Here is a 21,417-nt window from a genome sequence, read left to right as displayed (position 1 = left end):
GGCGGCCGAGTTCGGTCGTGTGACAGGCGGAGAGCGCAAGCAGCGCCAACGCCGCGATCGTGAAGCGTATCATGCTGATCTCTAGAGGTTGTTAGGAACTATGGGATGAAGGTCGCCGCGGGCTCTGGCCGCGATGTCTCAATCGTGATCGTCGAAGACCCGGCGGGCGAGGCTTTCGAGCTGGTCGCGATGCGCGAGCACGACGAGCGCGCTGAGAGCGAACAGCACGATCGCCGGGATCCGCGAACCCGGGATGGCGAAGAGATGGGCCAGGGTGGCGCCGACCATGATGGCGGCGAGAAGCACGCCGCCGAAAGCGGCGAAGGCGGGAAGCAGGATCACGACAGCGCCGATCACCTCCAGCGTCCCGGTGACATAGCGGAACCACTGGCCCAAGCCGAGATGCTCGAAATTCTCGACCATCATCGGTACGCCTGCGAGCTTGGCGACGCCGGCCGCGAGGAAAACTGCCGCGAGCAGAACCTTCAGGCTCCATAGACCGATCCGCCGCCAGCGCGGCACCGTCTCAACGTGAGTGAGTGACATGAAATCCTGCCGAATAGGGGTGAAAACGGGAGGAAAACGGCCCTTCACCGACCGCTTCCTTCACTCACAATTCGGACGTAGGATTGAAAACACAAGAAGGATGCTTTTTGTAACGTAGTATAAAAAATAAGACTATTGAAGCCTCGACCCCGATCGACAGCGCCGAATCCGACACGGATTCAAAGGCCTGCGCCGGCGCGACGCCAGTCCGGCAATTTCAGGCGGCGATGCGCATCCTGACCGGCAAATGGAAGGGCGAGATCCTCTGGCAGCTCACCCAGGGCACCTTGCGCTTCGGCGAACTGCGCCGGGCGATCCCCGGCATCACCCAGCATATGCTGACCACTCAGCTACGCGACCTGGAGAGGCACGGCCTCGTCAAGCGCACGCTCTATGCCGAAGTGCCCCCGCGCGTGGAATACGAACTCACCCGAGCCGCCTTCGATCTGCGGCCGGTCTTCGAGGAGATCCAGCGCTGGTCGGAGACACATGCGATCATACTGCATCCCACGGCAGACGAGGCCGAGCCGCATGACGGACTGGCGCGCCCGCGCCGCCCGAAGCTCTGAACGGAAAGCTGCGTTCCAAAGGAGAGGGCGCAGCTTTGCCGCCCTTCACTCCGCCGCCTGCGGAGCGGTGAGAACGCCGCGCCGGATCTGATCCTCCTCGATCGATTCGAACAAAGCGCGGAAATTGCCTTCGCCGAAGCCGTCATCGCCCTTGCGCTGGATGAATTCGAAGAAGATCGGCCCAAGCACCGTGCCGGAGAAGATCTGAAGCAGGACCTTGCTCATGCGGCCCTCCTTCTCGCCGAGAGCGACCGCACCCTCGCCATCGATCAGGATGCCATTCGCCTTCAGCCGCTCGACCGGCTCGCCATGACCCGGCACACGCGCATCGACCTTCTCGTAATAGGTCTCGGGGGGAGCCGGCATGAAAGGCAGCGCATTGCGGCGCAGCTGCTCGACGGTGGCATAGATATCGCGCGCGCCCATCGCGACATGCTGGATGCCCTCGCCCTTGTACTGGCGCAGATATTCCTCGATCTGGCTCTTGTCGTCGAGCGACTCGTTGATCGGAATGCGGATCTTGCCGCAGGGCGAGGTCAGGGCGCGCGAGATCAGCCCGGTCAACTTGCCTTCGATATTGAAGAAGCGAATTTCGCGGAAATTGAACAGCTTGCCGTACCAGTCGGCCCAATGATCCATGCGCCCGCGATGGACGTTGTGGGTCAGGTGATCGAGGTAATACAGCCCGGCCTGCTCGGGATGGGGATCGCGCTCAGCCGTCCACTCGAAATCGACATCCCAGATCGAACCCTTCTCGCCATAGCGATCGACGAAATAGAGGATCGAGCCGCCGATGCCCTTCACCGCCGGGATCGCCAATTCGCCGGGGCCGACCTTGCTCTCATAGGGCTCGGCGCCCAGCGAAACCGCGCGCTCGAAGGCATGTTTGGCGTCGACGACTCGGAAGGCCATGGCGCAGGCGCAAGGGCCGTGCTCGACCGCAAAGCCCTGGGCGAATGAGTTCGGTTCGGCATTGACGACGAAATTGACATCGCCCTGACGGTAGAGCGTCACTTTCTTGGAGCGGTGCTGCGCGACCCGCGTGAACCCCATCCTCTCGAACAGCTCACCCAGCTTTTCCGGCTCGGGATGGGCGTATTCGACGAATTCGAAGCCATCCGTTCCCATCGGATTGGCCTCGGAGATGGCGGGCGGGGCGGCGTCGAATGGAAACGGACCCATGGATATCCTCCTGCAGATGGCTTGCCATTATCAGATGACTTGCCATTATCTTCGCGCGTGAATGCGGCATGGAGCGTGCAAAAGCGCTTGCTTAACCGCAGATTGCGCACAGGATGCGCGTATCTGAGGAGCATCATGCAAACATCGCCCGATCTCGACAGCTTCGACTGGCGCCTGCTCGACGCGCTCCAGCAGGACGCATCGCTGACCAACGGTGCCCTGGCCGAGAAGGTCGGCCTCTCCGCGAGCCAGATCTCGCGGCGCCGTCAGCGGCTGGAGCAGGACGGCACGATCCGCGGCTACCGCGCCCTGATCGAGCCCTCCGCCATCGGGCTCGGCATCACCGTCTTCATCCATGTCGCGCTCAACACGCATTCGCGCGACAATGCGCGGCGCTTCCGCGATCTGGTCCGGCTGACGCCGGCCATCCTCGAAGCCCATGCCCTGACAGGGGAAGCCGATTACCTGCTCAAGGTCGCAGTCGGCGACCTCAAGGAGCTGTCTCGCTTCATCAACGAGATCCTGATGCCGCATGAGAGCGTGGCGCGCGTACGCTCCGAAATCGCGCTGGAGACCCTGAAGGAGCCTGGCCTGCTGCCGCTGCCCGGGCCTTGATGTCGTCATTCTTCCTTCGCATGGCGTGCCCAGAGCAGGATGCGAAAAAGTGGGAACCAGTTTTTCGCATCCTGCTCCCACTCTTCTAGCCGTTGTGTGAGCCCTGGCTTGCGTGCAGGCTGAATCACGATATCGACCAAGGCCTTGCGAAGGAGCCGACCATGTTCAACGCGAAATCACTTCTCGATGCGCTCGTCAGCGCCGGCAGCCAGGCCGGCCAGCAAGGTGGACAGACCGGGGGCCTCGGCGCCGTGCTCGGCAATCTGGCGCAGCAGGCCGGCAGCGCCGGGGGCCTGGCGGGAGGCCTCGGTGGACTCGTCGGCAGCGTCTTCGGGCAGGCGACACAAGGCGTGCAGGACGCCGCACAGCAGACCGGCGCCCAGCAGAAGGCCAACGACATCCTGAGCCAGATCTCCGGCGGCAAGACGCCGGACCAGCTTCTCGAACAGGCCAAGGGCATGTTCAACGCCAACCCGGCCGTGGCGACAGCAGTGCTGGGCGGGCTCGGCGCGCTGGTCTTCGGTTCCTCGGCGGGACGGGCCGTCGTCGGCTCCGCCGCCAAACTGGGCGGCCTCGCGCTGATCGGCGGGCTGGCCTACAAGGCCTATCAGAATCATCAGGCCGGCAAGCCGCTGCTCGACACGCAGGAGCCGGTCCAGCCGGCTCCTGCCGGCACCGGCTTTGAGCCCGCGGCGGCAAACGAGGCGACGGCGCTGATCTTCATCCGCGCGATGATCGCGGCGGCCGCCGCCGATGGGGCGATCGACGAAGACGAGCGCAGCAGCATCCTCGGCGGTCTGCGCGAAGCCGGCTTCGATCCCGAGGCCAATGAGTGGCTCGCCAATGAGATGGCGCATCCGGCCTCGGTCGACACCTTGGTCGAAGGCGCAACCAGCCCCGAATTGGCAGCGCAGATCTATACGGCGGCGCGCATCGCCATCAATCCCGACACGGCCAAGGAGAAGGACTTCCTCGCCGGGCTCGCGGGCTCGCTCGGGCTCGACGCCGAGCTGGTCGCGAATATCGACGCGGCGGCGAGCGCCGCGAAGGTCTGAGCGCCGACGCAGCCCCGAGGTGCGCCGGGCACGGATTGACCATCCGGCGCATCCGGCCGACCTATGCGATATGCAGCCCCCCTCCCCGCATTGGTCGGCGCGCCTGCCATTCTACTATGGCTGGCTCATCATCGGCATCGCCTTCGTCACCATGGCGGTCGCCGTCAGCGCACGCACGGCGTTCTCGCTGCTGCTGCCGCCGCTGATCGACGAGTTCGGCTGGGATCGCGGGCTCGCATCGGGCGCCTTCTCGTTTGGCTTCCTGCTTTCGGCCGCGACCAGCACATTTGTCGGCCGCGTCATGGACAAGCATGGCCCGCGCGTCGTGATCGAGACCGGCGTGGCGATGCTGGCAGCGGGCATGCTGGTCGCGCCTGCGATCAGCGCGGCCTGGCACCTCTACCTGACGCTCGGCATCCTGGTCGGCTGCGGCGCCAATCTGATGAGCTTTTCGGCACAGTCGCTGTTCCTGCCGAACTGGTTCGTGCGCCGCCGGGCCTTTGCGATCAGCATCGCCTTTTCCGGCGTCGGCGTCGGTGCGGTGCTGCTGCTGCCCTGGCTGCAATCGATCATCAGCCGGGAGGGCTGGCGCGCCGCCTGCTGGATCATGGGACTGATCGTGCTGCTGGTCCTCGGCCCGCTCAACCTGCTCGTTCGGCGACGGCCCCAGGATCTCGGCCTGCTGCCGGATGGCGAGACGGGCTCAGCCGGCACTGGCGCGGCACAGCGTGCGGCAGCGGTGGCCGATCCGGCCTGGGTCGCCCTTGAATGGACGCTGGCGCGGGCACTGCGCACCGCGCGGCTCTGGTGGATCATGCTCGGCTATTTCTGCGCATTGGTTGCCTGGTATGCCGTGCAGGTCCATCAAACCAAATACCTGATCGAGGTCGGGTTCAGCCCACTCACGGCCGCCTGGGCGCTCGGGCTGGTCAGCGCCGCCGCCATCCCCGGCCAGATCGGTTTCGGCGCGCTGTCGGATCGCATCGGCCGCGAATGGATCTGGATGGTGGGCTGCCTCGGCTTCGCCATCTGCTATGCCGCGCTGATCGCGCTGGAGCACAGGCCGTCGCCCGTCCTGCTCTATGTCATGGTGATCGCGCAGGGTTTCCTGGGTTACGCACTCGCCTCGGTGATGGGCGCGATCGTCTTCGAGATTTTCGAAGGGCCACATTTCGGGGCGATCTTCGGAACGGTCACGGTGGCACTGCTCGGTGGCGGCGCGGTCGGGCCCTGGCTGGCCGGCACGATTCACGATGCGACCGGCAGCTATCGCCCTGCCTTCCTGCTGGCGATCGCCTGCTGCCTCGTCTCGGCGGCGGCGATCTGGCTGGCGGCGCCGCGGAAGGTGCGGCTGGTACCCGGGCGCGTCAGGCGGCTCAGTGGGCCGCGGATTCCGAGAACAGGTTGATGACGATCACCCCGGCGACGATCATGACCATGCCGATCATCGCCGGGGCATCGAGTTTCTGGCCGAACAGCACGAGCGCGATCAGGCTGATCAGCACGATGCCGACGCCGGACCAGATCGCATAGGCGATGCCGACCGGGATCGTGCGCAGCGTCAGCGACAGGAAGTAGAACGCGCTGGCGAAGGCGATCACCGTGATCAGCGAGGGCACCAGCCGCGTGAACTCGTTTGACGCCTTCAGGGCCGAGGTGCCGATGACCTCGCTGATGATGGCGATCGCGAGATAAAGATAGCTCATGCAGCCAAGCTCCCGGCCCGCATCCGCGAGCGTTCGGTGGTCTTCAGGAAGAGGGCGCAGCAGTCAGCACTCAGGACGTCCGGGTGCAGGACGATGTCTTGCGTCGACCCGCTGAACTCAGGGCGCGCGGCGCACGCCCTGGTCGTCCTCGAAGACCGGCCTGAAGAAGGAGCGCTCATAGCTGAGGATGAAGCGGTCCTTCTCGTTCATGGCGAAGGCGGCCTGGCATTCGGGATCGTCGAAGGAGCGCTTGCGATAGTCCTCGTATGCCGCAAGCGAGGGGAAGCTGAACATCGCCAGCGCCACATTGGAGACGCCCTCCGACGGCATGAAATAGCCGTGATGCTTGCCGCCGAATTTCTCGACGAGCCGGATCCAGAGCTTGCCATAGGCCTCGAAAGCCGGCAGCTGATAGGGGTCGACGATATAGCGCAGATAGCAGGTGATCATGCTCAGATCGCCTTCGCGCTCGTGAGGAAGTCGCCCATCCGCACCAGCGCCCGCTCGATATTCTCCAGCGAGTTCGCATAGGACAGCCGGATATAGCCCTCGCCATTGACGCCAAAATCGGGCCCGCCGATGGTGGCGACGCCTGCCTCCTCCAGCAACGCCGAAGCCAGCTTCTTCGCCTTCCAGCCGGTCTGCGAGACATTGGGGAAGGCGTAGAACGCTCCCTTCGGCACAGCGCAGGAGACATTGGGCAAGGCGTTCAGCCCCTTGACCACGGCCTTCCGGCGCCGGTCGAACTCGGCCAGCATCATGTGGACTGCGTCCTGCGGGCCGGTCAGGGCGGCGAGCCCGGCCCATTGCGCCGGCGCATTGACGCAGGAATGCGAGTTCACCGCGAGCTTGCGGGCGTTCTCGTAAAGCGGCTTGGGCCAGACCGAGAAGCCCATACGCCAGCCGGTCATGGCATAGGTCTTCGACCAGCCATTGAGCAGGATCAATCGATCGCGGATTTCGGGATAGCTCAGCAGGCAGACATGCTTCTCGCCGTCATAGAGCATCTGGTCGTAGATCTCGTCCGACATCACCGCGACATCGGGGAAATCGGCCAGCCCGGCGACCAGCTTGTCGACTTCCGCTTTCGGCGTGACGCCGCCGGTCGGGTTCGCCGGCGAGTTGATGATCAGGAGCCGCGTCTTCGGCGTAATCAGCGAGAGCGTCTCCTCCGCCGAGAAGGCAAAACCGTTCTCCTCGCGGATCGGCACCGGAATCGGCGTCGCCCCGGTGTATTCGATCATCGAGCGATAGATCGGGAAGCCGGGATCGGGATAGAGGATCTCGGCGCCGGGCTCGCCGAACATCAGGATCGCCATGAACATGGTGACCTTGCCGCCCGGCACGATCATCACCGCCTCCGGCGAGACCTCGACCTGGAAGCGCTTGTGCAGATCGGCAGCCACGGCCTCACGCAAGGGCAGGATGCCATTGGCCGGCGTATAGCCATGGTGCCCGTCGCGCAAAGCCTTCACCGCCGCCTCGACGATATGGTCCGGCGTCGGGAAATCGGGCTGGCCGATGCCGAGATTGATGATGTCCTTGCCCTGGCGCTGCAATTCGGTCGCGCGCGCCAGCACGGCGAAGGCGTTTTCCTCGCCGATGCGGGCGAAGGACGGGACGACATGGAGCGTCATGACGGCGTTTCCTTAGGACGGGTCGAGGTCGATGCAGCCCGCTCTCATCGGGGCCTTGGCTTTGTCTTGGCCGCAAAGCCGCACGCGATGCAAGTGTCGCATGCGGGCGGCGCGATTGCGCTGGCCGCTGGCCCGCCCCCGCATTCCCGGCACTTGTCACCCTGGGTCGTCGGGCCTTTCCTGCGCGTTCACGAGATCGAGCGCCTGGCATTGGCGGGCGATCCTGCATGCTGTATGCAGCAATCTCCAATAGTATGATTATCTGCGTCCAGGCCTCTTGCCGCGCCGCGGATCATCGGCAAAGTTGCGTGTCTCAAATCGTTTTAAAGAGACCGGCAAGCGGCCATCAGCGCCGCGCCGCGCGAGAGGAAAAGACGAGGATGGCCAAAGCACCTGCCGGCAAGAAGCCGGTCCGCAAGATCAAGCCCGAACAGCTGCGCTCGAAGGCCTGGTTCGACAATCCCGCCAATGCCGACATGACGGCGCTCTATATCGAGCGCACCATGAATTTCGGCCTGTCGCGCGACGAATTGCAGTCCGGCCGTCCGATTATCGGCATCGCCCAGACCGGCTCCGACATCGCGCCCTGCAACCGCCACCATATCGAGCTCGCCCATCGCGTTCGCGACGGCATCCGCGAGCGCGGCGGCGTGCCCTTCGAGTTTCCGATCCACCCGATCCAGGAAACCTGCAAGCGCCCGACCGCCAGCCTTGACCGCAACCTGCAATATCTCTCGCTCGTCGAGATCCTCTACGGCTATCCGCTCGACGGCGTCGTGCTGACGACCGGCTGCGACAAGACCACGCCGGCCCAGCTGATGGCGGCGGCGACCGTCGATATCCCGGCGATCGCCCTGCCGGGCGGCCCGATGCTGAACGGCAATTTCCGTGGCGAGCGCACCGGCTCCGGCACCATCGTCTGGAAGGCGCGCCAGATGATGGCGGCCGGCGAGATCGACTATAAGGGCTTCGTCGATCTGGTTGCGTCCTCGGCGCCCTCGGCCGGCCATTGCAACACCATGGGCACGGCGACGACGATGAACTCGATCGCCGAGGCGCTCGGCATGACGCTACCCGGCGCGGCCGCGATCCCCGCGCCTTATCGCGACCGCTACGAAATGGCCTATCTCACCGGCCTTCGCATCGTCGACATGGTCTGGGAGAATTTGATCCCGTCCAAGATCATGACGCGCGAAGCCTTCGAGAACGCGATCGTGGTCAACTCGGCCATCGGCGGCTCGACCAACGCGCCGATCTCGGTCAACGCCATCGCCAAGCATATCGGCGTTCCCCTCGACAACGAGGATTGGACGGCGGTCGGCTATGATATCCCGCTGCTGGTGAACCTGCAGCCTGCCGGCGAATATCTCGGCGAGGATTACTACCGCGCCGGCGGCGTGCCCGCCGTGGTCGCCGAGCTTGTCGCCAAGGGCAAGATCAAGCCCGCCATCACCGCCAACGGCAAGACGCTGGCCGAGAATTGCGAGGGCTTCTTCGCCGAGGACCGCCGCGTCATCAAGGCCTATGACGAGCCGATGAAGGCCCAGTCCGGCTTCCTCAATCTGCGCGGCAATCTGTTCGATTCCGCCATCATGAAGACCAGCGTGATCACGCCGGAATTCCGCAAGCGCTATCTCGAGAACCCGAAGGACCCGATGGCCTTCGAGGGCAAGGCGATCGTCTTCGACGGGCCGGAGGATTACCACCACCGCATCGACGACCCGGCCCTCGCGATCGACGAGCACTCGATCCTGTTCATCCGCGGCGTCGGGCCGATCGGCTATCCCGGCGCGGCCGAGGTCGTGAACATGCGGCCGCCGAACTACCTGATCAAGAAGGGCGTCACTGCGCTGGCCTGCGTCGGCGATGGCCGGCAATCGGGCACCTCCGGCTCGCCCTCGATCCTGAACGCCTCGCCGGAAGCGGCGACCGGCGGCGGGCTCGCACTTCTCAGGACCGGCGACAAGGTCCGCATCGACCTCAACAAGCGCAGCGCCGACATCCTGATCTCCGACAAGGAGCTCGAGGAGCGCCGCGCCGCGTTGAAGGCTGCCGGCGGCTACAAATACCCTAGGAGCCAGACCCCCTGGCAGGAGATCCAGCGCAAGATCGTCGGCGAACTCTCCGAGGGCATGGTGCTGAAGCCGGCGGTCAAGTACCAGAAGATCCACAAGAAGTTCGGCGTGCCGCGCGACAACCACTGACGCACGAGCACGTACCGAACGCTATCCTCGTCATTGCGAGCACCCGGGTCTTGCCTTCGGCAAGCCCGAGTACAGACTCCGCGAAGCAATCCAGGAATCACGTACCCCCCTGGATTGCTTCGTCGGCTTCGCCTCCTCGCAATGACGGCGACAGGCGCAGGAGCGCGGAACCATGCAGCTCACGCTGCGCCAGATCGAGGTGTTCCGGGCGCTGATGCGCTGCCGCACCGTGGTCGGCGCCGCCCGGGAGCTGCGCATTGCCCAACCGACCGTGACCAAGACGATCCGGCGCATCGAGGACATTTGCGCGCTTGCCCTCTTCGACCGGCATGGCGGCCGGCTCGTGCCGACGGCGGAAGCGCACCGGCTGCTCGGCGAGGTCGATCTCGCCTTCGAGCAGATGGAGGGTGCGCTCGCCCGTGCGCTGCGCATCACCCGTGCCGATGGCGGCTCGCTGCGACTGGGAGCTTCGCCCAGCGTCGGGCGGCTTCTGGTCCCGCTGGCCACAGCCGATCTGCTGAAGGAGCATCCGGGCCTGAGCCTGCATGTCGATATCCTCTTCGTCAGCCAGGTGATGGACTATCTGCTCTCGGGCCAGGGCGAATGCGCCGTCACCTTGTTCCCGATCCTGCATGCCGGTATCCGCAGCGTGCCTGTCGCCAAGGCTCCGGTCATGGCGGTCGCTCCAAGCGACTGGCTGCCGGCCGGCGACGGCCCGCTGGCGCCGTCCTGCCTGGCTGGCCAGCCGATCATCGTGTTCGAGCCGCATTCGGTGCATGGTCTCGCGGTCGATGCCGTCTTGCGGGCGGGCGGCGTCGCGCCGACGCGCACCCATGTTGCGCGTTTCGCCGAAACCGCGATCGGCCTGGCGGAAGCCGGGATTGGCGTCGCAATCGTCGATGCGTTCAGCGCGCTCGCAGCCGACCGGAGCCGGGTCGCGGTCAGGCGGCTCGACCATCCCCCGCCCTACGACATCTATCTGCATCGGCCGATCGAACGCGCACGCAGCCAGCTGATGCAGCATTTCGAGATGGCCTTGCGGCAACAGGCGGCAGAACTCAGCGCGCAACCATAGCCTCAGGCTATGGCGCACTCCAGATTTCGCCCTTGTAGCCACTCGCCATCGCTGGCTTTCTCGCCGCTAGAGCGTTTTCGAGCGAAGTGGGCACCGGTTCGCGTGAAGAAAACGCGTTAAAACAAAGAGCAGGAGCAATTGAACGATCCAGCCGGATCGGAAATTGCTCTAGCAAAAAAACAAAACTGATCCGGGGAGGATGATCATGACCGAATCCGACGGCGCCCATGGGGGCGACACGATCTCACGCCGCGCGGCCCTGACCGGCGCCTTGGCCATCCTGGCGAGCGCGACAGCGCGGCCCGCCTTGGCGCAGACCTATCCCACGCGCGTGATGCAATTGATCGTGCCCTTCGCGGCAGGCGGTGGCGTCGATGTCGTGGTGCGGGTCGTGGCGGAAGCCGCCGGCGACATCCTCAAGCAGCGCCTCGTCATCGAGAACCGCGGCGGCGCCGGCACGGTGCTGGGCTCGCAGGCCGTCGCCAAGGCCGAGCCCGACGGCTACACACTGCTCGCCGCGCCCACCACCATGGTGATCAACCCGGCGCTGCGCAGCAGCCTGCCCTTCGACTGGAAGACCGATCTCGTCCCCGTGGCGATGATCGCCAAGCTACCCTTCGTGGTGACGTCGGGCCTGAAATTGCCGGCCAAGACGATGAAGGAGCTCGAGGCGCTGGGCAAGACGCGCGGCACGCCGATCACCTTCGGCTCGGGCGGTGCCAACACCGTGGCGCATCTCGCCGGCGAGGTCTTCGGGCTCGTCTCCGGCGCGCCGGTCCTGCATGTCGCCTATCGCGGCGAGGCTCCGGCCCTGACCGATGCGATGAGCGGCAATATCGACGTGATGTTCTCGACGCTGGCTGGCGCCTCCGCTCATGTGAAGGGTGGCACCTTGCGGGCGCTCGGCGTCACCACGGCCAAGCGCACGAGCCTGCTGCCCGATGTCCCGACCGTCGCCGAGCAAGGCTATGCCGGCTACGACCTCTCCGCCTGGGTCGCGCTGGTCGCGCCGAAGAACACGCCGCCCGCCGTGGTCGCGACCCTCAACGCGGCGGTGAACGGCGCCCTTGCCAAGCCGGAGATCGCCGCCCGGCTGATCGAGATCGGCGCAGAACCTGCGCCCGACACCACCGAGGCGCTTGCAAGCTTCATGGCCAAGGATGCGCAGACCTGGGCCGGCGTGATCAAGGCGGCCGGCATCAAGGGCGAATAGAGCGTTTTCAAGCGAAGTGGCTACCGGTTCGCGTGAAGAAAACGCGTTAAAACAAAGACCTAGAGCGTTTTCGACAGGGACAGGGGCATGCTAGCGCTTCGAAAACTCGCGCCCGAGCCGGGCATCGCCCTGTGCGAGGTTCCGGAACCGGCCGCGCCCGGGCCTGACGAGGTCGTCGTCGCGGTCGCAGCCGCCGGCATCTGCGGCACCGACCTCCACATCGCCGACTGGACCGCCGGCTATGCCGCAATGGCGCAGGCGATGCCGGTGACGATGGGCCATGAATTCGCCGGCAGGGTGGCCCGTCTGGGCGAGGCTGTCTCGGACTTGCGCCTCGGCGACCGGGTCGTCATCCGGCCCTCCGTCGTCTGCGGCCAATGCGAACGCTGCCGCAACGGGCAGGCGGAGGATTGCGTCACGCGGCGTGGCATCGGCATCGTGCGCGACGGCGGTTTCGCCGCTCTCGCCTGCGTGCCTGCCGAGAACTGCGTGCCGGTGCCCGAGGCACTGTCCGACGCGCTCGCCGCATTGACCGAGCCGATGACCGTCTCGGCCGAGGCTGTCGATACCGCCGGCGTGAGGCAAGGCGACAGCGTGCTCATCATCGGCCCCGGCACGATCGGCCAAGGCATTGCGCTCTTCGCCGAGGCGGCCGGTGCCAGCCGTATCGTCATCGCCGGACATGACGACGCCGCACGCCTGGCGACCCTGCGCGAAATGGGCTTCGTCGATACGCTCGACACGGTCGGCACCTCGCTGCGCGAAGGCCTAGAACGGGCCGGGTTGCCTGTGTCCTATGACCGGATCATCGAGGCTGCCGGCGTGCCGGCGCTTGTTGGCGAGGCGCTCGATCTGCTCGCCTTGCGCGGGGTGCTGACGATCTGCGGTATCCATGCCAAACCGGCCGCCGTCGATCTGACGACCCTGGTCAGGCGCCACCAGCAGATCCGCGGCTCCTATCGCGCGCCCCTAGCGACATGGCCGCGCGTGCTCGGCTACCTCGCCGCCGATAGTGCGCGCGTCTCCCACATGATCACGGAGGAGGTCGCGCTGGCGGAGGCGCCCGCCGCCTTCGTGCGCGCCAAGAACCGCTCCGCCTCCAAGATCATGCTGCGGCCATGACGGCGAACGGACCTGGCATGGACTGGCGCGGATCCGGCTTCCTCGTCATCGCCAACTCGGTCGAGCCGGCTGCGCTCGCAGACTACGAGGCCTGGCACAGCTTCGAGCATGTGCCGGAGCGTTTGACCATGCCCGGCTTCCTTGGCGGCCGGCGTTTCGTGCGCGGACGGGGGCAGGAACGCCGCTTCCTGACGCTCTACGATCTCGACAGCCCCGACGCGCTGGAAACCCCCGAATATCGCCATCTGCTGGCTAATCCGACGCCAGCCTCGCGCCTTATGCGCCCGCTGATGGGCAATTTCCGGCGCTTCGTCTATCGCGAGCGCGCCCGCTTCGGCGCCGGCTGCGGCAGCCATCTCGGCTTTCTGCGCTGGACCGCGCCGGAGGACGGCATGCAGGACGATGTCGCGGCTCTCGCGGCGATGATTGGGCATAGCGGCATCGCCGAGCTGCGCATCGGAGCCTCCCAAGACACGCAGCCTCATCCCGCCTTCGCGCCCGATCCCGCCCTGTCGGTCAGGCATGCCGCCGCGATGCTGAGCGGAACCGATGGCGCCAGCCTGACGACAGCGCTCAAATCCATCGCGAACCGCCTGAGCGGGCCAGTCCTCGAACGCAGCGTCTATAATCTGATCCTCGCCTATTGAGGCTCATGCCTGAGGCGCATTCGGGGCGAGCGCTTGCGCATGAAACGAAGGGCTGACAAGAACGCTCTTGCCGGACAGTATGGCTGCCCGAAGAACCAGCCGATTTGAAACGATTTAAAATGGCCTACTCCCCTCAGGTCGACGCCTTTCGCAAGCTGCACGAGGCCGGTTGCTTCGTGATGCCCAACCCATGGGATCTCGGCTCGGCGCGCTGGCTGCATGGCCAGGACTTCAAGGCGCTGGCGACGACGAGCGCGGGCTTCGCCTTCACGCAAGGCCGCGCCGACCAGGACGTGCCGCGCGACATGATGCTCGCCCACATCGCCGAGATGGTGAAGGCGGTGCCGGATTTGCCGGTCAATGCCGATTTCGAGAACGGCTATGCCGATACGCCCGACGGCGTCGCGGCCAACACCAAGCTTTGCATCGCGACCGGAGTCGCCGGCCTCTCGATCGAGGATGCGACCGGCCAGCCGGATGAGCCGCTCTACCCGTTCGAGCTGGCGGTCGAGCGCATCAAGGCGGCGCGGCGCGCCGTCGACGAGACCGGCTCCGGCGTCGTGCTGACGGCGCGCGCCGAATGTTTCCTCACCGGCCACCCCGATGCGCTGAACGAAGCGGCGCGGCGCATCGCGGCCTATGCCGAGGCCGGCGCCGACGTGCTCTATGCGCCCGGCCCGAAGACGAAGGAACAGATCGCGACGATCGTCGCGGCTGCCGGTGGCAAGCCGGTCAACCAATTGATCTATGGCGATTTCGGCCTCACCGTGCCGGAAATCGCCGGGCTCGGCATCCGTCGCATCTCGATCGGCGGCGCTCTGGCACGCGCAGCCTGGGCCGCCTTTATCGAAGCCACCCGTCTGATCCGCGACGAGGGCAGCTTCAAGGGTTTCGCCGGCAACGGCCCGTCCGCGCCGCTGAATCCGTTCTTCACCGCCGATCTGAAGGCGCGCGACCTGAAGGCGCATTCGTGAGCGGCACGCTATTGATCGCACCGGCCTGGCTCGGCCTGAGCGGCCTTTGGACGCTCGACGCCAAGGGCAAGCGCAAACCGGTCGATGCCGAGGATATCGGCCTGTCCGAGGAGCTTGCGGACAGGCTGGAGGCCTGGATGGATGCTTTCGACGCCATCTATGAAGAGGACAACGAAGCCCGCTCGCGCTTTCCCGACGCCGTCGAGCAATTGGCCTGGGAGGCCGAGGGCGCAGCCCTCACTGAGGCGATCCGCGCGGAACTCGGCGCGAGCTGGACGGTGACGACGGATTTGAACGGCTGGCGGGAGACGACCCAACCATGACGACGCTGCTCGACTGGAAGGCCCCACCCTTCCCGCCCGCCAAGGTCCTCGAAGGCCAGTATTGCCGACTCGAGCCGATCGATCCCGCCCGCCATCTCGACGACATCTGGGCGGTGAACCAGGGTCACGACCACATCTGGGATTGGATGCCGGCCCATCCGCCGCAATCGCGCGAGAGCTACCGCGAATTGCTCGAGATGATGGCGAGCAAGGCCGGTATCGTGCCCTTCGCGGTCATCGACAAGGCGGACGGCAAGGCCAAGGGCCATCTCTGGTTGATGGAGATCCGTCCCGAGCAGGGCGTCTTCGAAGTCGGCTACATCACCTATTCGCCGGCGCTGCAGAAGACCCGCGTCGCCACCGAGGCAATCTATCTCTGCGGCGAATACGGCTTCTCGCTCGGCTATCGCCGCTTCGAATGGAAGTGCAACAATCTGAACGAGCCCTCCAAGCGCGCCGCCTTGCGCTTCGGCTTCCAATATGAGGGGCTATTCCGCCAGCACATGGTGGTCAAGGGCAGGAACCGCGACACCGCCTGGTTCTCGATCCTCGACAGCGAATGGCCGGTCCGCGCGCAAGGCTTCCGGCGCTGGCTCGCGCCAGAGAATTTCGACGCCAACGGCGCCCAAAAGCTCTCCCTCGCCGCCTTCAACCAGCCGACGGCGCTCGCCGGCACGGTCCCGCTGCGCCGAGCCACCACGAACGACATTCCGGCAATCCTGGCGCTGAAGAACGCGGCCTACACGCCCAATGAAAGCATCATCGGCGTGCCCTCCCTGCCGCGCATCGCCGATTACGCCCAGGTCGTCGCCGAGCACGAAGTCTGGCTGGCCGACGGCGCAGGCGGGCTCGAGGCGGCGCTCGTGCTTGAGATCGAGGACGGCAAGTTCACGCTCTGGAGCATCGCGGTCGCGCCAGAAGCTGCCGGGCGCAAGCTCGGCCGCGCCTTGATGGACTTTGCCGATGAGCGCGCCCAGGCGCTGCAATTCGACGCGGTCCATCTTTACACCCACGCCAAGCTGACCCAGCGCATCGGCTGGTATGAGCGGCTCGGCTACGTCATCACCCATCATCAGGAGTTGGCCGACCGGCGGCTCACTCACATGCGCAAGCAACTGCAAAAAGCCGGCTGAACAGGGACGAAATACCATGGCAGGACGTTTGAAGGGCAAGGTTGCGGTCGTCACCGCGGCCGGACAGGGCATCGGCCGCGCAATCGCCGAAGCCTTCGTCGCCGAGGGCGCGACGGTCTATGCGACCGACAAGGATGTCGCCTTGCTGGAGGGCATTCCCAAGGCGAAGAAGCGCAAGCTCGACGTGCTCTCGACCAAGGCGGTCGAGGCCTTCGCCGAGAAGATCGGCACCATCGACATTCTGGTGAACGCGGCCGGCTTCGTGCACCACGGCACGATCCTGGAATGCGACGACAAGGCCTGGGAGTTCTCCTTCGACCTCAACGTCAAATCGATGCACCGCACGATCAAGGCCTTCGTTCCCGGCATGCTCGCCGCCGGCAAGGGCTCGATCGTCAACATCGCCTCGGGTGCCGGCTCGGTGCGCGGCATCCCGAACCGCTATGTCTATGGTGCGACCAAAGCAGCCGTGATCGGCCTGACCAAGGCCGTCGCCGCCGACTACATCAAGAAGGGCATTCGCTCGAACGCGATCTGCCCGGGCACGATCCAGTCACCCTCGCTCGATCACCGCATCAAGGATCTGGCTGCGCTGACCAAGACCAGCGAGGCCGCCGCCCGCCAGGCCTTCATCGATCGCCAGCCCATGGGCCGGCTCGGCACGGCCGAGGAGATCGCCTGGCTTGCGGTTTATCTCGGCTCCGACGAGGCAAGCTACACCACGGGCCAGATCCATCTCGCCGATGGCGGCTTCGCGCTCTGACGCGCCGCACGAACTGAAGGACAAGACGATGCATATTCTCGTTCTCGGCGGCGCCGGCATGGTCGGCCGCAAATTCATCGAACGCCTGGCCCATACCGGCGAACTCGGCGGCAAGCCGATCGACAAGGTCACGGCACAGGACGTCGTCGCCGCGACTGCGCCTGCGGCGTGCCCCTTCATCTTCGACGCGGTGGTCTCCGACCTCGCCAATGAAGGCGAGGCCGAAGGGTTGATCGCCTCGCGCCCGGAGCTGATCGTGCATCTCGCCGCCGTCGTCTCCGGCGAGGCCGAGGCCGATTTCGACAAGGGTTACCGCATCAATCTCGACGGCACGCGCCATCTCTTCGAGGCGATCCGCAAGGCCGGCGGCGGCTACAAGCCGCGCCTGGTCTTCACCTCCTCGGTCGCCGTGTTCGGCGCGCCGTTCCACGACAAGATCGAGGATGAGTTCTTCACCACCCCGCTGACCAGCTACGGCACGCAGAAGGCGATCTGCGAATTGCTGCTCTCCGACTATAGCCGCCGCGGCTTCTTCGACGGCGTCGGCATCCGCTTCCCGACGATCTGCGTCAGGCCGGGCTCACCCAACAAGGCGGCTTCGGGCTTCTTCTCCAATATCCTCCGCGAACCGCTCAACGGCATCGACGCCGTGCTGCCGGTCTCCGACCAGGTGCGCCATTGGCACGCCTCGCCGCGCTCGGCGGTCGGCTTCCTGACCCATGCCGCGACGATGGATACAGCCGCGATCGGCCCGCGCCGGAACCTGACCATGCCCGGCTATTCCTGCACCGTCGCCGAGCAGATCGAGGCGCTGCGCAAGGTCGCGGGCGACAATGTCGTGGCGCGCATCAAGCGCGTGCCCGATCCGGTCATCGACGGCATCGTCGCCGGCTGGCCGCGCAATTTCGATCCGCAACGGGCGACCGCGCTCGGCTTCACCGCCGAGGCGAACTTCGAGGAGATCATCCGCATCCATATCGAGGACGAACTGGGCGGAAACTTCGTCAGGTAAGGGCATCTGTCTCCGCGAGATTCAGACCCGCCACAAGAGAAAGGCCCCGGATCGCTCCGGGGCCTTTCCTGTTTTCATGCCGGGGCAGGCTTCACGCCGTCATGCCGGGCAGGGCTCGCCGGATGCCGCCTCGACCTCGGGAGCGAAGTCGGGCGCATGGGCCCAGCCGCTCGAGCCCCAGCTCTTCAGCGCCGACCAGGTCGAGCGATCGAGCCGGAACTGCTCGCAGGGGAAGAGCCCGCCACGTGCCGGCAGCGACTTGAGGAAAGAGCCCTCCTGCCGGAAGCCGGACTTCTCCAGCACGCGGCGCGAGGCCGGGTTGATGACGCGGGTGTCGGCATCGATCGCCGGCACGTCGACAAGCGTGAACAGCGTGTCGATCAGCGCCTGCACGGCCTCCGTCGCAAAGCCCTTGCCCCAATGTGGAGTGCCGAGCCAGTAGCCGATGAAGGGGATGCCCGTCGCCTGCTTATGCGCGCCGATCATGCCGATCAGCTCGTTGGGCTTGGCGCGCGGCGTGATCGCAAGCACGAGGTGCTCGCCCAGCGCATTGCCCTTGCGCATCGCGAAGATGAAAGGCTCGACCGCATCGACCGGGTAGGGATGCGGAATCGCGGCCGTCATCTCGGCCACGGCTTTCTCCCCTGCGAGGCGCAGGATGGCGGAAGCATCGGCCATACGGGTCCAGCGCAGCCAGAGACGGCGGGTCTCGAGCCGGAAGACATCGTCGCGGGTCAATTCGGGGAACATCGGTCTCTCCGTCGGCGCAAACGAAAAAAGGAGCTGGGATTTTGTCCCACCTCCCCTTTTCCTTGACCTTCGGGAAACCCGCTTAGGGTTTAGACCCTTGATCCGATCCGGTTCGGTGGAACCGGCGGATCGAGGAAATTCCCTATCCGCCGTTTATTCTGCGGCCTGTTGGGCCGGGACTACGTTCACGAAAGCTCGGCCGAGCTTCGTAATGAATCGGACGCGGCCGGACGTGAGCGCGAACAAGGTATGATCCTTGCCCATGCCGACGTTCACGCCCGCGTGCCATTTGGTTCCGCGCTGGCGGATGATGATGTTGCCGGGAACGACCGCCTGGTCGCCGAAGCGCTTCACACCGAGGCGCTTGCTTTCGGAGTCGCGACCGTTGCGGGACGAACCGCCTGCCTTTTTGTGAGCCATAACGCCCTACCTCAAAAACTCTGTAGCCTGCTTAACCCGAATCGGCGGCAAAAGCCACCGGGTTCGGAGATGAAACTGCGGGGATGCCTGACAGGAGCTGTCAGTAATCCTCGCCGGACGCCAATTCGGCCTGGTCCGCCTTGGCCCGCGGGGGCTTGCCGGCCAGGAGTTCCTTGGCCTGCTCGACCCATTCCTCACGGGTGGCGCGGCCGCGGAGCTTCAGCTCCTCGTCCCACTTGGCGACATCAGCCTCGCTCCAGGCGGCGATCTCGTTCCACGAGACGATGCCGGCAGCGCGCAGCTTCTTCTCGATGGTCGGGCCGACGCCCGAGATCAGCGAGAGGTTCGAAGCGTCGAGGGCCTCGGCCTTGGCAGCGCTCTTGGCGGCCTTCGGCTCGGCCTTGCCCTTGGTCGCGGGCGAAGCAGCCTTCAAAGCCACGGCGGAAGCATCGCCCTTCTTCATCTCCGGCTTCTTGCCGCCGGTGAGGATGTCGGTGATACGCACGATCGTCAGCTCGGCGCGGAAGCCGCGCTTGCGCTTCGAGTTCTGGCGGCGGCGCTTCTTGAAGGCGATGACCTTCTCGCCGCGCGCCTGCTTGACGATCTCGCCGGCGACGGTGATGTCGCCGAGGAAGGGCGCGCCGACGGTCGACTTGTCGCCATCGGTCAGCATCAGCACCTCGCCGAAGGCGACGGTGTCGCCAGGCTCTCCAACGAGCTTGGCGATAGTGATTTCATCGTTCGCGGCGACGCGGAACTGCTTGCCGCCGGTTTTGATGACTGCGAACATCATTGTTCTCCATGTTCAGCCCTGCCCTGTCATGGCCCCCTCGAGGAGGCTCACGCGGGACAGCTTTTTGGCAGTCGGTTGCGTGGTTTGGTTTGCTCTGTCGGGTGCGGCACGCGAAACGCGAAACCAGAACGCCAAAAGAGATCGGGCGCGGGTTTCCCCACGCCGGACGAGGCTCGATAGTCCTTGGGCTAGGCGAGGTCAAGCAAAAGCACGCCGGGCTTGCCGATTTATGACGTTGCCAAGGCTTGTCTCCGCCCGGTGTGGCGTGTAGTAACCAGCCCGCTTCGACGAAGTGCGACCGCGGACAGGTGGCAGAGTGGTTGAATGCACCGCACTCGAAATGCGGCATACCCGCAAGGGTATCGGGGGTTCAAATCCCTCCCTGTCCGCCACTTTCCCTATATTGGGCTGCTATTGTCGGCTCAGGCGACGGACCCTGACTGCAGTTGAAAGGCGTTTTCAGAGCGCGCGAAGGCCGCCAGATGCGCGGGCTACGTTGCTCCTTTTCAGGGCGCCGCGTCGTGTATTTCGGCCGATCGGCTGAGTTACATATGGAGCATTTTCCGCAGTAGTCAGAAACGCACACGCTCTCCCGTCAGCCCCGTTTTCTCGCTCCGAACGGCGACGATCGCGGGGCGAACTTGCACCGGAAGCGGAGTTCGGCGTTCACCAGCAAGCGGACATTAGCTGGCAATCCAGCTAACTACCGTAGACACGGACATAGTCGACCAGCAGCCGAGCCTGCTGATCTTCTGGTCTGAGTGGCTGCGGAAATGGGACGTCGGATCGCAAGGCGAGCGTAATCAGGGGCCAGAAAACGTCGCCCTGCGCGTCGATCTCGCTTGCACGCCCGATCCGCCACTCGAGCGCAGCGCCGGTCTTCGGATCACGGATCGGCTTGCGCTCGAAATAGAGCACGCAACGATCACCATCGATTAGCCCGCCATAGCGGAAATAGCCGCTGGTGAGATCGACTTCCGTGGGGACGCCGACCCCCTCGTGCCGCTCGCCCGGCTGCCCCCATTCGTGCAGATAGGCGCCGTAGAGCCTATGCTCCCAGCCCTTGTGCTCGACGATGTCGATTTCGACGCTGGTCTTCGGGAAGAGGATGCTGCGGCCGTTCATCAGCCAGAAGGCCGGGAAGCTCAGCGGATGAGCCGGGAACCGCATCCGCGCCTCGAAATAGCCGTTACGCCAACCTCGCAGGATGGTGCCGTCCCTGCGTGCCGTCTGGAGGTTGCCGGAAATCCACTGGAACTCCGGCAGCGCGTTGCCGTAATAGGCAGGCACGTTCATCGGCCGCCCAAGATAGCGGGCCGAAATCTCGAGGGCGTGACCTCCGGAGGCGAGCGGATCGGCGACGATCGCATAGGGGTCGAAGCCCTCCTCGCCACCGCGCCGGCTGAAGGCCGAGCGACCATAGAATCCAGGCTCATGGGTGGTCGCCTTGGGGCCGGCCTGCCAGATGGCCGGATCGAGGCTGGCGAAGGATTCATCGAAGACGAGCGTGCGGCCCAGCGTCGGATCCGGCGCATTCTGCTGTGCGTCCACCGAAATGGGACGGGCGCCTGCCGCTGTCGCGAGAGCCGCGGCTGCGCGCAGGAATATCCGGCGAGACGGCATGATCGGCATCGCTCATCTCCGTGTGGCTGTCAGGACTGCCGCAAGCAGCTCCCGC

At 65.4% G+C, this 21,417-nt stretch carries 23 protein-coding genes and 1 tRNA gene; 15 read left to right on the top strand and 9 right to left on the bottom strand.

Translation table 11 applies throughout. From position 1 onward, the window contains the following. Window positions 1-138 precede the first annotated feature (138 nt). A complete protein-coding gene (locus ACSQ3P_RS18850; protein ID WP_436167033.1) occupies window positions 139-546 on the bottom strand; it encodes a DoxX family protein in 408 nt (135 codons plus the stop codon). A gap of 227 nt (window positions 547-773) precedes the next feature. Between ACSQ3P_RS18850 and ACSQ3P_RS18845 the strand changes: the two genes are divergently transcribed. Further along, window positions 774-1,115, top strand: a complete 342-nt coding sequence (locus tag ACSQ3P_RS18845; protein ID WP_436167032.1) for a winged helix-turn-helix transcriptional regulator — start codon at window positions 774-776, stop codon at window positions 1,113-1,115. A gap of 45 nt (window positions 1,116-1,160) precedes the next feature. Here the strand turns inward: ACSQ3P_RS18845 and hppD are convergent, their stop codons facing one another. Continuing rightward, the gene (gene hppD / locus ACSQ3P_RS18840) at window positions 1,161-2,297 is read right to left on the bottom strand and encodes a 4-hydroxyphenylpyruvate dioxygenase (RefSeq protein WP_436167031.1); all 1,137 of its coding nucleotides are present in this window, start codon (window positions 2,295-2,297) and stop codon (window positions 1,161-1,163) included. A gap of 135 nt (window positions 2,298-2,432) precedes the next feature. Here hppD and ACSQ3P_RS18835 point away from each other — a divergent pair, with 135 nt between their 5' ends. The 3 genes from ACSQ3P_RS18835 to ACSQ3P_RS18825 all read left to right on the top strand — a co-directional run bounded on the left by ACSQ3P_RS18835 (window position 2,433) and on the right by ACSQ3P_RS18825 (window position 5,375). Then, window positions 2,433-2,912 (top strand): Lrp/AsnC family transcriptional regulator, encoded by a 480-nt coding sequence (locus ACSQ3P_RS18835; protein WP_436167030.1) that lies wholly within the window; start codon window positions 2,433-2,435, stop codon window positions 2,910-2,912. A gap of 161 nt (window positions 2,913-3,073) precedes the next feature. Beyond that, a complete protein-coding gene (locus ACSQ3P_RS18830) occupies window positions 3,074-3,967 on the top strand; it encodes a tellurite resistance TerB family protein (RefSeq protein WP_436167029.1) in 894 nt (297 codons plus the stop codon). Between the two features lie 70 nt (window positions 3,968-4,037). Further along, the gene (locus ACSQ3P_RS18825) at window positions 4,038-5,375 is read left to right on the top strand and encodes an MFS transporter (protein ID WP_436167028.1); all 1,338 of its coding nucleotides are present in this window, start codon (window positions 4,038-4,040) and stop codon (window positions 5,373-5,375) included. Here the strand turns inward: ACSQ3P_RS18825 and ACSQ3P_RS18820 are convergent. The 3 genes from ACSQ3P_RS18820 to ACSQ3P_RS18810 form a co-directional block, all read right to left on the bottom strand. Further along, complete coding sequence (locus tag ACSQ3P_RS18820; protein WP_069688764.1) at window positions 5,344-5,673, bottom strand: SMR family transporter; 330 nt, start codon at window positions 5,671-5,673, stop codon at window positions 5,344-5,346. The two genes, ACSQ3P_RS18825 and ACSQ3P_RS18820, sit on opposite strands and share 32 nt — an antisense overlap. A 117-nt stretch (window positions 5,674-5,790) precedes the next feature. Further along, window positions 5,791-6,123 carry an NIPSNAP family protein gene (locus ACSQ3P_RS18815; RefSeq protein WP_069688765.1) on the bottom strand — a complete coding sequence of 111 codons (333 nt, stop codon included), beginning with the start codon at window positions 6,121-6,123 and terminating at the stop codon, window positions 5,791-5,793. Window positions 6,124-6,125: 2 nt separating this feature from the next. Continuing rightward, the gene (locus tag ACSQ3P_RS18810; protein ID WP_436167027.1) at window positions 6,126-7,310 is read right to left on the bottom strand and encodes a pyridoxal phosphate-dependent aminotransferase; all 1,185 of its coding nucleotides are present in this window, start codon (window positions 7,308-7,310) and stop codon (window positions 6,126-6,128) included. A gap of 380 nt (window positions 7,311-7,690) precedes the next feature. Here ACSQ3P_RS18810 and ACSQ3P_RS18805 point away from each other — a divergent pair, with 380 nt between their 5' ends. The 10 genes from ACSQ3P_RS18805 to denD all read left to right on the top strand — a co-directional run bounded on the left by ACSQ3P_RS18805 (window position 7,691) and on the right by denD (window position 17,776). Next, window positions 7,691-9,514: an IlvD/Edd family dehydratase gene (locus ACSQ3P_RS18805; RefSeq protein WP_436167026.1), complete on the top strand. Its 1,824-nt coding sequence runs from the start codon at window positions 7,691-7,693 to the stop codon at window positions 9,512-9,514. 172 nt (window positions 9,515-9,686) lie between these two features. After that, the gene (locus ACSQ3P_RS18800; RefSeq protein ID WP_436167025.1) at window positions 9,687-10,589 is read left to right on the top strand and encodes a LysR family transcriptional regulator; all 903 of its coding nucleotides are present in this window, start codon (window positions 9,687-9,689) and stop codon (window positions 10,587-10,589) included. A 205-nt stretch (window positions 10,590-10,794) separates the two neighbouring features. Then, window positions 10,795-11,802 (top strand): Bug family tripartite tricarboxylate transporter substrate binding protein, encoded by a 1,008-nt coding sequence (locus ACSQ3P_RS18795; RefSeq protein WP_436167024.1) that lies wholly within the window; start codon window positions 10,795-10,797, stop codon window positions 11,800-11,802. 87 nt (window positions 11,803-11,889) lie between these two features. Beyond that, window positions 11,890-12,924, top strand: a complete 1,035-nt coding sequence (locus tag ACSQ3P_RS18790) for a zinc-dependent alcohol dehydrogenase (RefSeq protein ID WP_436167023.1) — start codon at window positions 11,890-11,892, stop codon at window positions 12,922-12,924. 17 nt (window positions 12,925-12,941) lie between these two features. After that, window positions 12,942-13,571 (top strand): hypothetical protein, encoded by a 630-nt coding sequence (locus ACSQ3P_RS18785; RefSeq protein WP_436167022.1) that lies wholly within the window; start codon window positions 12,942-12,944, stop codon window positions 13,569-13,571. 119 nt (window positions 13,572-13,690) lie between these two features. Beyond that, window positions 13,691-14,545 carry an isocitrate lyase/PEP mutase family protein gene (locus ACSQ3P_RS18780; protein WP_436167021.1) on the top strand — a complete coding sequence of 285 codons (855 nt, stop codon included), beginning with the start codon at window positions 13,691-13,693 and terminating at the stop codon, window positions 14,543-14,545. After that, entirely contained in the window at window positions 14,542-14,868 is a 327-nt protein-coding gene (locus ACSQ3P_RS18775) for a hypothetical protein (RefSeq protein ID WP_436167020.1), read from the top strand. The genes ACSQ3P_RS18780 and ACSQ3P_RS18775 overlap by 4 nt, the downstream gene beginning before the upstream one ends. After that, the gene (locus ACSQ3P_RS18770) at window positions 14,865-16,001 is read left to right on the top strand and encodes a GNAT family N-acetyltransferase (protein WP_436167019.1); all 1,137 of its coding nucleotides are present in this window, start codon (window positions 14,865-14,867) and stop codon (window positions 15,999-16,001) included. Before ACSQ3P_RS18775 ends, ACSQ3P_RS18770 begins: the two co-directional genes overlap by 4 nt. A 16-nt stretch (window positions 16,002-16,017) precedes the next feature. Continuing rightward, window positions 16,018-16,764, top strand: coding sequence for an SDR family oxidoreductase (locus tag ACSQ3P_RS18765; protein ID WP_069688774.1), 747 nt, complete (start codon window positions 16,018-16,020; stop codon window positions 16,762-16,764). Between the two features lie 28 nt (window positions 16,765-16,792). Further along, a complete protein-coding gene (gene denD / locus ACSQ3P_RS18760; RefSeq protein ID WP_436167018.1) occupies window positions 16,793-17,776 on the top strand; it encodes a D-erythronate dehydrogenase in 984 nt (327 codons plus the stop codon). 99 nt (window positions 17,777-17,875) lie between these two features. Here denD and ACSQ3P_RS18755 read toward each other — a convergent pair whose 3' ends face one another. The 3 genes from ACSQ3P_RS18755 to ACSQ3P_RS18745 form a co-directional block, all read right to left on the bottom strand. Continuing rightward, window positions 17,876-18,526 (bottom strand): GNAT family N-acetyltransferase, encoded by a 651-nt coding sequence (locus tag ACSQ3P_RS18755; protein WP_311912623.1) that lies wholly within the window; start codon window positions 18,524-18,526, stop codon window positions 17,876-17,878. 153 nt (window positions 18,527-18,679) lie between these two features. After that, entirely contained in the window at window positions 18,680-18,946 is a 267-nt protein-coding gene (gene rpmA / locus ACSQ3P_RS18750; protein ID WP_092171825.1) for a 50S ribosomal protein L27, read from the bottom strand. A 100-nt stretch (window positions 18,947-19,046) separates the two neighbouring features. Then, window positions 19,047-19,736 (bottom strand): 50S ribosomal protein L21, encoded by a 690-nt coding sequence (locus ACSQ3P_RS18745; RefSeq protein ID WP_436167017.1) that lies wholly within the window; start codon window positions 19,734-19,736, stop codon window positions 19,047-19,049. Window positions 19,737-20,041: 305 nt separating this feature from the next. On the opposite strand from ACSQ3P_RS18745, the gene ACSQ3P_RS18740 reads away from it, so the two are divergent. Next, window positions 20,042-20,131 (top strand) — tRNA-Ser (locus ACSQ3P_RS18740). A gap of 307 nt (window positions 20,132-20,438) precedes the next feature. Here ACSQ3P_RS18740 and ACSQ3P_RS18735 read toward each other — a convergent pair. Beyond that, window positions 20,439-21,371 carry a 1,3-beta-glucanase gene (locus ACSQ3P_RS18735; protein ID WP_436167016.1) on the bottom strand — a complete coding sequence of 311 codons (933 nt, stop codon included), beginning with the start codon at window positions 21,369-21,371 and terminating at the stop codon, window positions 20,439-20,441. Between the last annotated feature and the right edge of the window lie 46 nt (window positions 21,372-21,417).

Origin of the sequence: Allobosea sp. LjRoot9 (genome assembly GCF_964252745.1) — a bacterium.
GTDB lineage: Bacteria > Pseudomonadota > Alphaproteobacteria > Rhizobiales > Beijerinckiaceae > Allobosea.
The sequence above is the reverse complement of the archived record's forward strand: the minus strand, read 5'-3'. Positions and strand labels throughout refer to the sequence as shown.